Source organism: Streptomyces rugosispiralis (assembly GCF_024505145.1).
Lineage (GTDB): Bacteria > Actinomycetota > Actinomycetes > Streptomycetales > Streptomycetaceae > Streptomyces > Streptomyces rugosispiralis.
On record NZ_JANIAA010000005.1, the window covers coordinates 126,555 to 138,740 of the forward strand.

The 12,186-nt window shown below is 71.5% G+C and carries 14 protein-coding genes and 1 riboswitch; of the genes, 4 read left to right on the forward strand and 10 right to left on the reverse strand.

Features of this window, described 5'->3' with window-relative positions:
• Window positions 1-70: 70 nt before the first annotated feature.
• Window positions 71-127: a trp operon leader peptide gene (locus NP777_RS48470; protein ID WP_106516695.1), complete on the reverse strand. Its 57-nt coding sequence runs from the start codon at window positions 125-127 to the stop codon at window positions 71-73.
• 23 nt (window positions 128-150) lie between these two features.
• Window positions 151-738: a Uma2 family endonuclease gene (locus tag NP777_RS11195; RefSeq protein ID WP_256649967.1), complete on the reverse strand. Its 588-nt coding sequence runs from the start codon at window positions 736-738 to the stop codon at window positions 151-153.
• A 166-nt stretch (window positions 739-904) separates the two neighbouring features.
• On the opposite strand from NP777_RS11195, the gene NP777_RS11200 reads away from it, so the two are divergent.
• Together NP777_RS11200 and NP777_RS11205 are read left to right on the forward strand one after the other, a co-directional pair.
• Window positions 905-2,254, forward strand: coding sequence for a class II 3-deoxy-7-phosphoheptulonate synthase (locus NP777_RS11200; RefSeq protein ID WP_256649968.1), 1,350 nt, complete (start codon window positions 905-907; stop codon window positions 2,252-2,254).
• A gap of 150 nt (window positions 2,255-2,404) precedes the next feature.
• A complete protein-coding gene (locus NP777_RS11205; RefSeq protein WP_256649969.1) occupies window positions 2,405-2,716 on the forward strand; it encodes a (2Fe-2S)-binding protein in 312 nt (103 codons plus the stop codon).
• Between the two features lie 43 nt (window positions 2,717-2,759).
• On the opposite strand, the gene bfr is transcribed toward NP777_RS11205, so the two are convergent.
• A complete protein-coding gene (gene bfr / locus NP777_RS11210; RefSeq protein WP_086880960.1) occupies window positions 2,760-3,275 on the reverse strand; it encodes a bacterioferritin in 516 nt (171 codons plus the stop codon).
• Window positions 3,276-3,433: 158 nt separating this feature from the next.
• Here bfr and NP777_RS11215 point away from each other — a divergent pair, with 158 nt between their 5' ends.
• On the forward strand, window positions 3,434-4,057 hold the full coding sequence (locus NP777_RS11215) for a sulfite oxidase-like oxidoreductase (RefSeq protein ID WP_256649970.1): 624 nt from the start codon (window positions 3,434-3,436) through the stop codon (window positions 4,055-4,057).
• A gap of 187 nt (window positions 4,058-4,244) precedes the next feature.
• Here NP777_RS11215 and NP777_RS11220 read toward each other — a convergent pair whose 3' ends face one another.
• Together NP777_RS11220 and NP777_RS11225 are read right to left on the reverse strand one after the other, a co-directional pair.
• Window positions 4,245-4,766, reverse strand: coding sequence for a DUF4396 domain-containing protein (locus NP777_RS11220; protein WP_256649971.1), 522 nt, complete (start codon window positions 4,764-4,766; stop codon window positions 4,245-4,247).
• A gap of 105 nt (window positions 4,767-4,871) precedes the next feature.
• Window positions 4,872-5,747, reverse strand: coding sequence for a deoxyribonuclease IV (locus NP777_RS11225; RefSeq protein ID WP_256649972.1), 876 nt, complete (start codon window positions 5,745-5,747; stop codon window positions 4,872-4,874).
• 129 nt (window positions 5,748-5,876) lie between these two features.
• On the opposite strand from NP777_RS11225, the gene NP777_RS11230 reads away from it, so the two are divergent.
• Complete coding sequence (locus NP777_RS11230; RefSeq protein WP_256649973.1) at window positions 5,877-6,686, forward strand: maleylpyruvate isomerase family mycothiol-dependent enzyme; 810 nt, start codon at window positions 5,877-5,879, stop codon at window positions 6,684-6,686.
• Between the two features lie 107 nt (window positions 6,687-6,793).
• Here the strand turns inward: NP777_RS11230 and pknB are convergent, their stop codons facing one another.
• From pknB to thiO, 5 genes are all read right to left on the reverse strand, one after another.
• Complete coding sequence (gene pknB, locus NP777_RS11235; protein ID WP_256649974.1) at window positions 6,794-8,734, reverse strand: Stk1 family PASTA domain-containing Ser/Thr kinase; 1,941 nt, start codon at window positions 8,732-8,734, stop codon at window positions 6,794-6,796.
• Between the two features lie 204 nt (window positions 8,735-8,938).
• Window positions 8,939-9,397 (reverse strand): SRPBCC domain-containing protein, encoded by a 459-nt coding sequence (locus NP777_RS11240; RefSeq protein WP_256649975.1) that lies wholly within the window; start codon window positions 9,395-9,397, stop codon window positions 8,939-8,941.
• Between the two features lie 155 nt (window positions 9,398-9,552).
• Window positions 9,553-10,296: a thiazole synthase gene (locus NP777_RS11245; RefSeq protein WP_256650197.1), complete on the reverse strand. Its 744-nt coding sequence runs from the start codon at window positions 10,294-10,296 to the stop codon at window positions 9,553-9,555.
• 182 nt (window positions 10,297-10,478) lie between these two features.
• On the reverse strand, window positions 10,479-10,679 hold the full coding sequence (gene thiS / locus NP777_RS11250) for a sulfur carrier protein ThiS (protein ID WP_020872049.1): 201 nt from the start codon (window positions 10,677-10,679) through the stop codon (window positions 10,479-10,481).
• Complete coding sequence (gene thiO, locus NP777_RS11255) at window positions 10,676-11,863, reverse strand: glycine oxidase ThiO (protein WP_256650198.1); 1,188 nt, start codon at window positions 11,861-11,863, stop codon at window positions 10,676-10,678. Before thiO ends, thiS begins: the two co-directional genes overlap by 4 nt.
• Window positions 11,864-11,938: 75 nt before the next feature.
• Window positions 11,939-12,052: riboswitch (TPP riboswitch) on the reverse strand.
• Window positions 12,053-12,186: the final 134 nt, after the last annotated feature.

Below are 12,186 nucleotides of genomic sequence, written 5' to 3' on the forward strand. Positions count from 1 at the left end.
AGGAACGACCCGCGGAAACGCCGAAGGCCGCCCCTCGGGCGGCCTTCGCGAGATCTTGGGAGTGCGCGATTCAGTGGGCCGCCGGATGAGCGGTCCACCACCAGGTCATGGTCAGTCGCGCGAACATGCGGTGGACTCTACCTCAAGGAATCAGCCGGAGCGCTTGCCGATGGTGGTGAGGTCGATGTCCACCGTGAAGGGCACCGTGATCGCGAGCTTGTCATGGTGGATCCCGGTCAGCGAGAAGCACTCCGTGGCCGGGTCGCGCTCGTAGGTGTAGACGACGGTGCGGCCCTCGTCGTTCTCCACCCGCCAGTAGTGGCGGATGCCGGCCTTGGCGTACTTCCGCGGCTTGGTGTCGCGGTCCCGTTCCTCGGAGTCCGGCGACACGGCCGCGACCGCCAGCACGACGTCTTCCGGCAGGTAGAACGTGGACGGCTCGTCGCGTTCGTACGCCTCACGGGTCACCACGATGACGTCCGGCTCGGGAGCCTGGCGCTTGGCGAGGCGCACGGTCATCTCACGATCGGCCCGCAAAGCGTCCGGGGCCTGCTGGTCCAGCTCCCTGACCAGCAGATTGATCACCCGGCTGTGCCATTTTTGCTGCGGGCTCACAAAGACGAGGCTCCCGTCGATGAGCTCGGTATGGGGAGGGAGGCCGGGCAGCCGCAGGAGATCCTCGGCGGTGAAGCCGCCAGGCGGCGGGATCACCCAGTCGGGCAGCGGCTCGGCACTCATGGGGCAAGACTACGCGGGGGAGGGGTGGCCCGGGGCCGGAGTTGGCCGGTCCCGGTGGCCGGGCCGACGTTTTCGGATGGGCGGGGTGGTCCACGGCGTGACGGACCGTGTCTCATCCTTTGGGCAGCGGGCTGGACGGCCGTGGAGACCCCGTAACCTTGTGCGGGTGACCGTGAACGCTGAAACCCACGCCGGTGGCCACACCTGGCAGTCTCTTCCCGCGGCGCAGCAGCCCGATTGGCCGGACCGAGCGGCTCTGCGCGATGTGATCGCTGAGCTCGAGTCCTATCCGCCGCTCGTCTTCGCGGGCGAGTGCGACGCGCTGCGGCACCGCCTGGGGGCCGTGGCGCGGGGCGAGGCGTTTCTGCTGCAGGGCGGTGACTGCGCCGAGGCATTCGACGGCGTGGGCGCCGACCAGATCCGCAGCAAGCTCAAGACGCTCCTCCAGATGGGCGCCGTGCTGACCTACGCCGGGTCCGTCCCGGTGGTGAAGGTGGGCCGGATCGCCGGGCAGTACAGCAAGCCGCGCTCCAAGCCGACCGAGACCCGGGACGGGGTGACCCTCCCCACCTACCGTGGCGACTCCGTCAACGGGTTCGAGTTCACCCCCGAGGCGCGGATCCCGGACCCGCAGCGGCTGAAGCGGATGTACCAGGCGTCGGCCTCGACGCTGAACCTGGTGCGCGCCTTCACCACCGGTGGCTACGCGGATCTGCGGCAGGTGCACGCCTGGAATCAGGACTTCGTGAAGTCCTCGCCCTCGGGCCAGCGCTACGAGGCGCTGGCGCGCGAGATCGACCGGGCGCTGGCCTTCATGAACGCCTGCGGGGTGGACCCGGAGGAGTTCAAGACCGTCGAGTTCTTCTCCTCGCACGAGGCGCTGATCCTGGACTACGAGACGGCGCTGACCCGCACCGACTCGCGCACCGGTGAGCTGTACGACGTCTCCGGGCACATGGTCTGGATCGGCGAGCGCACCCGGCAGCTGGACGGGGCGCATATCGAGTTCGCCTCCAAGGTCCGCAACCCGGTGGGCGTGAAGCTCGGCCCGTCGACCACGCCGGAAGAGGCGCTGTCGCTGATCGAGCGGATCGACCCGGACCGCGAGCCGGGCCGGCTGACCTTCATCACCCGGATGGGCGCGGACAAGATCCGCGACAAGCTGCCCAACCTGGTGGAGAAGGTGACCGCCTCCGGTGCGCAGGTCGTCTGGGTCTGCGACCCGATGCACGGCAACACCTTCGAGGCGGCGTCCGGGCACAAGACCCGCCGCTTCGACGATGTGCTGGACGAGGTCAAGGGCTTCTTCGAGGTCCACAAGGAGCTCGGCACCCATCCGGGCGGTATCCATGTGGAGCTGACCGGCGACGATGTCACGGAGTGCGTGGGCGGCGGCGACGAGATCTTCGTCGACGATCTGCACCAGCGCTACGAGACGGCATGCGACCCGCGGCTCAACCGCAGCCAGTCGCTGGACCTGGCGTTCCTGGTGGCGGAGATGTACCGGGACCAGTAGGGCTCGGCCCGTAGAGATCATAAAGACGCAGGTGGGGCGCGGATCACAACGATCCGCGCCCGCTGTGCGTTGTGGGGGCCGGATGCGGCAGGTAAGGTAAGGGTTACCTCACTGATCAAGGCCATCGCCGTCGCCACCGCTGGAGAGCCCGTGTACGTCTGCTCATGCTTCGGCATCACCGAGCAGCAGGTGCGTCAGCACGCGGAAACGGGCGCGTGCACCCCGCGCCAGATCGCCGGTGCCTGCAAGGCGGGCACGGACTGCGGATCGTGCGTGCGGAAGATCCAGGCGTTGCTGGGTCGCGGTGCCTGCCCCCGGCGCGAGGCGCTGGACCCGGTCGTCCTGACGACGGCGGCGACGACGGCGCCCGCGACGACGGCGCCCGCTGCTGTCGCCGCCCCTGCCCCTGCCCCTGCCGCTGCCGCTTCCGTTCCGGAGCCGACGGCGGCCGAAGCGGCCTGACCGGCGGACCGGCTCGGTCGCCGCGAGTTCTGCCGCCGCGGGCTCAGTGGCCCTTGCCGCTCCCGGAGTAGTTGTCGCCGTTGTCGCTGGGCTGCTCGATCTGCTGGGCGATGTAGAGGGGCTCACCGAGCTTCTCGATCAGTTCCAGCTGGGTGTCGAGATAGTCGATGTGGAGTTCCTCGTCGGCGAGGATGTACTCGAAGAGATTCGCCGAGGTGATGTCCGCCTTGGACCGCATCAGCTCGATGCCCCGCTTGAGGCGGTCGATCGCCTCGATCTCCACCTGCCGGTCGGCCTGGAACATCTCGGTCAGCGTCTGGCCCACCCGGACATGGAAGAGCCGCTGGTAATTGGGCAGCCCATCCAGAAGAAGGATGCGGTCGGTGAGGATCTCCGCATGCTTCATCTCGTCGAAAGACTCCGACCGGGTGTATTTGGCAAGCCGAGTCCAGCCAAAGTTGTCCTGCATCTTTGAGTGCAGAAAGTACTGATTGATCGCGGTCAGCTCGCCGGTCAACTGCTCGTTGAGGAACTCGAGGACCTCGGGGTCACCCTGCATCGGAGGGGCTCCTTCCAATCCGATCGGGAACGGCAGGTTCCGCGCATCGTCGCACCGCGCCTGTTGGGGCGTCCAGTAAGTGCACGCTTAGTACGAGTTGTGCCCGTCCCCGATGCCCTGGTCACGACCACCCCCGGCGGTCTGAGACCATGGAGCCCATGGGTCAGTCGGAAAGCCGCGAGGGGGAGCTCGCGAAGCTGCCCCCTGGGCAGCGACTGCAGCGCGGTTGGCCGGTTACGCACTACGGGCCGGTCCCCAAGTTCAAGCCGGACCGATGGGAGTTCCGGGTCTTCGGCGCCACGGCGGACGGCGAAAAGCACTGCTGGACGCATGAGGAGTTCTCGGCCCTGCCGTACTCGACGGTCGTGGCCGATCTGCACTGCGTCACCAAATTCAGCATGCTCGACGCCGAATGGGGCGGGGTTTCCTCGCTGGAGATCGTGAAGCTCGCACCGCCGGCGCCCGATGTCACCCATGTGATGGTGTGGGCCGAATACGGGTTCAGCTCGAATCTGCGGCTGTCCGACTTCACGGCGGAGACCACGATTTTCGCCACCCACAAGGACGGTGAGCTGCTCACCGCCGAGCACGGCTTTCCGGTGCGGCTGGTGGTGCCCCATCTGTACGCCTGGAAGGGCCCGAAATGGGTGCGCGGGGTGGAGTACATGACCGCCGACCGCCGCGGCTTCTGGGAGGAGCGCGGCTACCACAACATCGGCGACCCCTGGACGGAGAAGCGCTACTCCTACCAGGAGGAGCCGGGCGACGGCCCGGAGCTCTAGGGCCAGGCAGGCCCTAGGGGGCGTCCGGGGCGGGCCGCGTGGCAGGGGCTTCGCCCCTGGACCCCGGGGGTCTGGGGCGGAGCCCCGGTTGTGGGAAGGGGCGGGGAGGGGCCGGCCCGCCGCAGGCGGCAAGGCCCGTCGGGCGCCGCGTAGGCCGTAGGCCGGGCCGCCGGGCCGCCCGTCGCGTTCAGTGGTACTGGTGGACCACCGCATGCCCCTTGCCCCGCCCGATCATCCACCTGTTGACCGGCGTGGTGACCAGGAACGCCACCACGAACGACAGGGCCAGGCTGAGCCAGAAGAGAGCGTCCGACAGCGTCGCGTCCATCGCGCCCGGGAAGACGACGATCGTCGCGTTGTCGGCCAGCTCCATGATCGTGATCGATACGGTGTCGGCCGCCAGCGCCACCCGCAGCGCGCTGCGCACATCGAGCCCCGCCCGCAGCACGCCCCGCATGGTCAGGGAGTAGCCGAAGACGAAGGCGAGCACGATCGCCAGGATCATGGTCGGGACGTTGTGCCAGGCCAGGGCCGTACCGATGGCCATGCCCACGACCTCGCCGATGGCGCAGCCGGTGAGGCAGTGCAGGGTGGCCTGCGCGGCCATCGACCAGCTCGTCGTGGCCCCCCGGTGCTCGTGGTGCCCGTGGTGCTCGTGGTGCTCGTGGTGCCCATGAGGTTCGCTCTGCGCGTGCTCATGCTGTCGCATGTCCGTACCCCCAGCGGTGATCGCGGATTCGTCGACCACTGCCAACGCTATACCCCCTAGGGGTATTCCCGTCCAGGGGTGTTCCTCAACGCGCCGGGAGCGTTCTCAAGCCACCCCGGCGCGCAGCTCCTTCAGCCGGGCCACGTCCGCCGCATGCCCCTCCGTACCGCCCGGTGTCTCGATCACCAGCGGCACCCCGTCGGTCGCGGGGTGGGCGAACAGCTCGCGGAACGGCTCCGCCCCGATGTGCCCGGCGCCGATGTTCGCGTGCCGGTCCTTGTGGGCGCCGACCACGTCCTTGGAGTCATTGGCGTGGATCAGCCTGAGCCGCCCCTCGCCGGTGACGGCCACCAGCTCGTCCAGCGTCTGCTTCACACCGCCCGGGGCGGCGAGGTCATGACCCGCCGCGAACACATGGCAGGTGTCCAGGCAGACCCCGAGCCGGGGATGCCGGTCCAGCGCCTCGAAGTACGGGCCCAGATCCTCCACCAGCGCGCACAGCGAGGTGCCCTGCCCGGCGGTCGGCTCCAGCAGCAGCCAGGGGTCGTCGTCCCGGCTCAGCTCGTCCAGCAGCGGCAGCACCCGCTCCCGCACCTGCGCGATCGCGGTGGCACGGGGGCGTCCCCCGGTCGCCGAGCCGGTGTGGACGACCACGCCGAGCGCACCGATCTCCCGGCCGCGCCGGAGCGAATGGCGCAGGGAGTCCACGGAGCGTTCGGCCGTGGCCTCGGTGTGCGAACCGAAGTTGATCAAGTAGGGGGCGTGGACGTACACGGGTATCGACCGCTCGGCACAGCCGGCGCGGAACGCCTCGTCCTGGGCGGGCGTACCGGCCGGGGTGGCCCAGCCGCGCGGATTGGCGACGAAGACCTGGACGGTCTCGGCGCCGATGTCGGCGGCGTGCGCCAGACCGACGGTGGCGAGGCCACCGGCCACACGGATATGGCCACCGATGGGGTTGCGGATGCGATGCGTACTCACGCCATCAAGGGTCCCAGGTGCGAGGGCCCGCGTGGTCGCCCCTGGGGGAGGTCATGGCCCCGGGCCGGGGCGAGGTTATGGCCCCCGGTCCGGGGCCGGCTGTCGGTGGGCGCCCCTACTGTGACGTATATGACTCTGCTGAGCTTTGACCGCCGCTGCTCCGAGATCGTCGCGCAGACCCAGCTGTTGCGGGGCGCGATCGAGGGTGCGGATCTGACCCGCCCCGTGCCCACCTGCCCCGGCTGGAACGTCGGGCAGTTGCTGCGTCATCTCGGCGGAGCCCACCGGTGGGCCGAGGAGCTGGTGCGCACCCGGGCCACCGAAGCGCTGCCCGATGAGCACTTCCGCGATCTGTCGCCGTACGCGCAGGAGGACGCCGCCGAGCTCGCCCCCTGGCTGGTCGAGGGCGCCCAGATGCTGGCCGACACGCTGCGCGAGGCGGGGCCCGAGGCGCGGTTGTGGACCCCGGTGCCGGACTTGGGGCAGGTCGCCGGAGGGCGCGCGGACTTCTACGCCCGCCGCTTCACCCATGAGACGGCGGTTCACCGGGCCGACGCGGTCCTGGCCCTCGGCGGTGAGTACACCCTCGACCAGGAGGTGGCCCTGGACGGGTTCGACGAGTGGCTGGCGCTCGGCTCGCTGCCGATGCACTTCGAGATCCACCCCTGGATGCGCGAGCTGCTCGGCCACGGCCGCACCCTGCACTTCCACGCGACCGACACCGCGCCGGAGGTGGCGGCGGAGTGGGTGGTCGACCTGACCGGCGACGCGATCATCTGGCGGCGGGCGCATGAGAAGGCCGCGGTCGCGGTGCGCGGGCCGCTGACCGACCTGCTGCTGATCATCTACAAGCGGTGCCCGGCCCGCGGCGCGGGCGTGGAGATCCTGGGCGATGAGAAGCTGCTGGACTTCTGGCTGGAGCGGGTCAGCTTCGGATGAGCGGCGGACCGGTGGCGTTCGCCGGGCGGACGGCGTTCGCCGGATGCGCGGCCGGGCGGTTGGCGTTCGCCGTCCGGGTCCGGCGGCCGCCATCCGTCCCCGAGCCGTCAGAACACGCCGCCCTCGGTCCTGATGGTGATCGTGCTGCCCTTGGGCGCTTCGTCGCCGCCCTTCACCGACTGGTCCTGCACCTTGTCCCCGGGGAACAGCAGCGCCTTCTTGACGTTCACCTTGAACCCGGCGCCCTCCAGCTCCGCCTTGGCGTCGTCCACGTTCTTCCCCGTGACGTCCGGCACCTCGACCATCTGCACGCCCTTGGAGACCGTCAGCGTCACCGTGTCGCCCTTGGCGCCCCGGTCGTCCGCCGACGGGGACTGCTCGGCGACCGAGCCCTTGTCCTCCTCCGAGAACACCTGCCGCTCGGCGATCTTCACCTTGAAGCCCTCGCCCTCCAGCGTGGACCGGGCCTCGTCGACCGAACCGCCCACCACGTCCGGGACGTAGACCGGCTGGCCCTTGCTGACCACGATCGACACCGGCGTCTCGGGGCGGCGCACGGAGTCGGGCCCCGGGCTGGTGGAGAGGACCGAGCCCTGGGCCGTCTCACTGCTGAAGCGGCCGGTGACCTTGCCGACCGTGAGCCCCTGGTCCGCGATCTTCCGCTTGGCCTCGGCGAGCGGCATGCCCACCACATTGGGCACCTCGGCCCGCGGCCGACCCTGGGAGACCCGGATGGTCACCGCGCCGGTGTCGCGGACGCGCTCGCCCGGACCGGGCTTGGTGCCGATGACCTTGCCCTTGGGGATGACATCGCTGAACTCGTTGACGACCTTCACATCGAGACCGGCGGCGTGCAGCTTCTTCTCGGCCTCCGCCTGGGTCTTCCGCAGCACCGGCGGAACCTCGGTGAACTGGCCGACGCTGATGTACCAGACGCCGACGCCGAGGGCGATCGCCAGCAGCACCGCGGCGACGATCGTCACGATCCCACGGCGCGGCAACCGGCCCCGGCCGCCGCGGTCGCCCCGGCGGTGCCCCTCCGGCCGGGGCGGCTCCGGGGGCAGCTCCAGACGGCTGGTGTGGTTGAGCCGGTCCTGGTCGTCGACGACCGCCGCCGGGCGCGGAATCACCGACGTACGGTTCTCGGACCCGCCCGAGAGGTCCTCCTTGGCCTGCGGCGGCACCGCGTCCAGCTGCTCGTCGGTCAGCGCGGCCCGCACCGCGCGGGCCGCGCTCAGCAGCGTGACGGCGTCGGCGGGGCGCGCATCGACGGCCCGCGCGGTGGCCGAGGCCACCAGCGCGTCCAGCTCCGGGGCGACCCCGGGCGCGACGGCGGACGGCGGCGGGACGTCCTCGTTCAGATGCTGATAGAGGACCTGCGCCGGGGTGCTGCCGCCGTGCGGCTTGGCGCCGGTCAGCATCTCGTACAGCACCACACCGCAGGCGTAGACATCGGCGCGGGTGTCGGCCGTGCCGTGCTCGATCTGCTCGGGCGCGAGATACGAGACGGTGCCGAGGACGCTGCCGGTGGAGGCGCTGGTGTTGGTGTCCACCGCCCGGACCAGGCCGAAGTCGGCGACCTTGACCCGGCCGTCGTCCCCGATCAGCACGTTCTCGGGCTTCATGTCGCGGTGGACGAAACCGGCGCGGTGGGCCGCCCCGAGCGCGGCCAGCACCGGCTCCAGGATGTCCAGCGCGGCGCGCGGATGCAGGGCCCCGCGCCCGCGGAGCACATCGCGCAGGGTGCAGCCGGAGACGTACTCCATGGCCAGATAGACATGGCTGCCGTCCGTGCCCTGGTCGTAGACGGCGACCACATTGGCGTGCGCGAGTCTCGCGACGGACTTCGCCTCCCGGATGAAGCGCTCGACGAAGGCGGCGTCGGAGGCGAGGCTCTGATGCATCACCTTCAGCGCGAGCACACGGTCCAGCCGGGTGTCGACGGCCCGGTAGACCGTCGCCATCCCGCCCACGGCGATGCGCGCCTCGATGCGGTAGCGGCCGTCGAGCTCCTGCCCGACGAGGGGGTCCTGGAGGGTCGTATCCACGGGGGAAGTCTACGAGGCACCGATATCGGCCAGGACCGCCCGCCCCAGGTGGGGCGGGTACTGCAGCGGAACGGTGACAGCAGCGGGTCAGTATCGGTGCCAAGGGCGGGGCGTAACGGTGGCACCGGCGGGGCGGTAACGGGGGCACCGGCGGGTCGGCAACGGTGGCAACGGCGGGGCGGTAATCACGGTGACACCGGTGGGTCAGTTGTGCGACGCGGCGGCGATCGCGGCCAGCTCCTCCAGCGCGGAGGTCCAGGACAGCGTGGCGTACTCGGCGTGCTTGGCCTTGGCGTCGTCGGGGACGGCCAGGGCGCGGATACCGCTCTCCGCGAACCGCAGCCGGGTGCCCCGCCCCTCGGGCGAGAGCGCGAACTCCACGAGGGTGGCCTCCCCGGGGTCCGAGGGGGCGTGATCGGGCTCCAGGGCCAGCCGGAAGCGGAAGAGGGCGTCCGGAACCGCCCGCTCGACCATGCCGTGGAACTCTCCGTGCTCGTCCCAGCGGAACCGGAGCCGCCCGCCCGGGTGCGGATCGATCTCGCAGCCGCCGGGGGCGTACCAGGCGCGGATGTGCTCGGGCGTCGTCAGCACCCGCCACACCCGGTCGATCGGCGCCGGTACGTACACCTCGCGCTCGATCCGGTCGTCCACGGTCACGGTCACGGCGACCACCTCCGGGCTGTGGGCTGCTCCCTCCCTCCACGGTAGGGCCCCACGGGGCCCGCACACCGGCGGCCGGAGAGGAGCCAACCGCCGGAGGGGAGCCAACCGACGGAGGGGAGCTAACCGCCGGAGGGGAGCTAACCGCCGGAGGGGAGCTAACCGAAGGCCGGGCGCTCGGGGTCCAGGGCGGCCAGGCCCTCCGCCGGGCTCGATGCCTCGGCGAAGTGGCGGCGCGGGATCCGGCCCGCCCGGTGGGCCAGCCGGCCCGCCTCGACCGCGTACCGCATCGCCCCCGCCATCAGCTCCGGCTCCTGGGCCCGGGTGACTGCCGAGGCGAGCATCACCGCGGCGCACCCCAGCTCCATGGCCAGCGCGGCGTCCGACGCCGTGCCCGCGCCCGCGTCCAGGATCACCGGCACGGTGGCGCGCTCGGTGATCAGCTGGAAGTTGTGCGGATTGCGGATGCCGAGCCCGGAGCCGATCGGGGAGCCGAGCGGCATGATCGCGGCGCAGCCGACGTCCTCCAGCTTCCGGGCCAGGATCGGATCGTCGTTGGTGTACGGCAGAACCGTGAACCCGTCGTCCACCAGGGTCTCGGCGGCGTCCAGCAGCTCGATCGGATCCGGGAGCAGGGTGCGCTCGTCGGCGACCACCTCCAGCTTGACCCAGTCCGTGCCCAGGGCCTCCCGGGCGAGTCGGGCGGTGAGCACGGCCTCACCGGCGGTGAAACACCCGGCGGTGTTGGGCAGCGGGCGGATGCCGTGCCGGTTGAGCACGGAGAGCACCGACCCCTGCACCGTGGGGTCGAGCCTCCGCATCGCGACGGTCGTCAGCTCGGTGCCGGAGGCCAGCAGCGAACGCTCCAGCACCTCCAGACTGGGCGCGCCGCCCGTGCCCATGATCAGCCGGGAGCCGAAGTCGGTCCCGGCGATGGTCAGCGGATCGGGCGCGGTGAGCGACGCGCGGTCGGCGGCGCCGTGGGCCGTCGTGGCGTCGGGGCCGGTGGTGGCGTCGGTGGCGGCCGTGGTGGCGGCCGTGGTGGCGGCCGTGGTGGTCGTGGTGGTGGGAGCCATGGGTGGGATCAGCCTCCTTGGACCGCGGTGAGGACCTCGACGCGATCACCGTCGCCGAGCGAGGTCGCGGACCACTGGGTGCGCGGAACAACCGTCTCGTTGACGGCGGCGGCGACACCCGAGGGCGCCTGGGTGAGGGTCGCGACGAGCCGGTCGAGCGTGGTGCCCTCGGGCACCTCGCGGGGCTCGCCATTGACGGAGACGGTCATGTGTGCTGCTCCTGTGCTGGGGAGTGCGCGGCGCCGGGAGCGCCGGGAGAAGGCGCCGCCGAGGGGGCCGCCGAGGGGGCCGCGAAGCGCTGGGGGGTGAACGGCCGGGCCTCCGGGGGGAGTTCACCGCTGGTGAGCGCCTCGGCCATGACGTCGCCGGTGATCGGGGTGAGGAGCACGCCGTTGCGGAAGTGGCCGGTGGCCAGCAGCAGCCCCGGCAGTGCGGTCGGTCCGAGCATCGGGGCGTTGTCGGGGGAGCCGGGGCGCAGCCCGGCGCTCGTCTCCACCAGGGGCAGTTCGGTGATGCCGGGCACCACCTCATGGGCGTCCCGCAGCAGTTCGTACACCCCGCCCGCGGTGACCGTGGTGTCCCAGCCCAGCTCCTCGCTGGTCGCGCCGATGACCAGCTCGCTGTTCTCGCGCGGCACCAGATAGACCGGCCCGCCGCGCACCACGGCCCGTACGGTCCGGGAGAGGAACGGCGCGTACCGCTCGGGCACCGACAGCCGCACCACCTGCCCCTTGACGGGCCGTACGGGCGGCAGGACGTCTTCGGGGACGCCCGCGAGCCGTCCGCTGAGGCTTCCGGCGGCCAGTACGGTCCGCTCGGCGGCCAGGCGCGTACCCCCGGTCAGCTCGACCCCGGCGGCGCGGTCGCCGTCCAGCAGCAGCCGCTCCGCGCGGTCGCGGTGGAAGGCGACCCCGGCCCGCTCGCAGGCGATGAGCAGCGCCGCCGTCAGCCGCCGCGGATCCACCTGGTGGTCACCGGCGACGCGCAGCCCGCCGTGTACGCCCGGCGAGAGCATCGGTTCCAGACGGCGGCACTCACGCCCCGTCAGCCACTCGGACTCCAGCCCGAGCCCCTGCTGGAAGGTGTGGAGTTCGCGCAGATGGGCGCGGTCGTCGGCGTCGAACGCGACGGCGAGCGTGCCGCACACGCGATGGCCCACGTCCTGGCCGCCGGCCTCCTCCAGCTCCGCCACGAAGTCCGGATAGCGGCGCGCGGAGGCCATGTTGAGGCCGAGCAGGGTCTGCTCGCCGTAGTGCAACTCGGTGACGGCCGCCAGCATCCCGGCCGCGACCCAGGCGGCTCCGCCGCCGGGCGCCGGGTCGACGAGCGCGGTACGCAGCCCGCGCTGGGCCGCCCGCCAGGCCGTGACCAGCCCGATGACGCCGCCCCCGATGACGAGGGCGTCGTAGCGCCCGCCGGGTGGCGGCCCGTCTGAAGTGTGAGGTCCGTCCTCATGACCTGGTGCGTGCGTGGACACGCTGCCCCTCCCTTCGCCGGCATGACCCGGATCAGGTTCGTACGGTCGGAGGCCGTTCCAGCCTCCCTCTCAGCCCGGTCCGCCCGGGCTCCCGCGAGTGCTCTGCCCCGCCACCCTAGTACGTGCCCCGAATCACCCGAAAGACCGGCCGTACACCGGGAAGCCCAGCCCCGGGGCGCGTTGCGCCTCGGTCCCCCGGCGCGTTGCGCATCGGCGGCCCTCTGGCGCGTTGCGCCTTG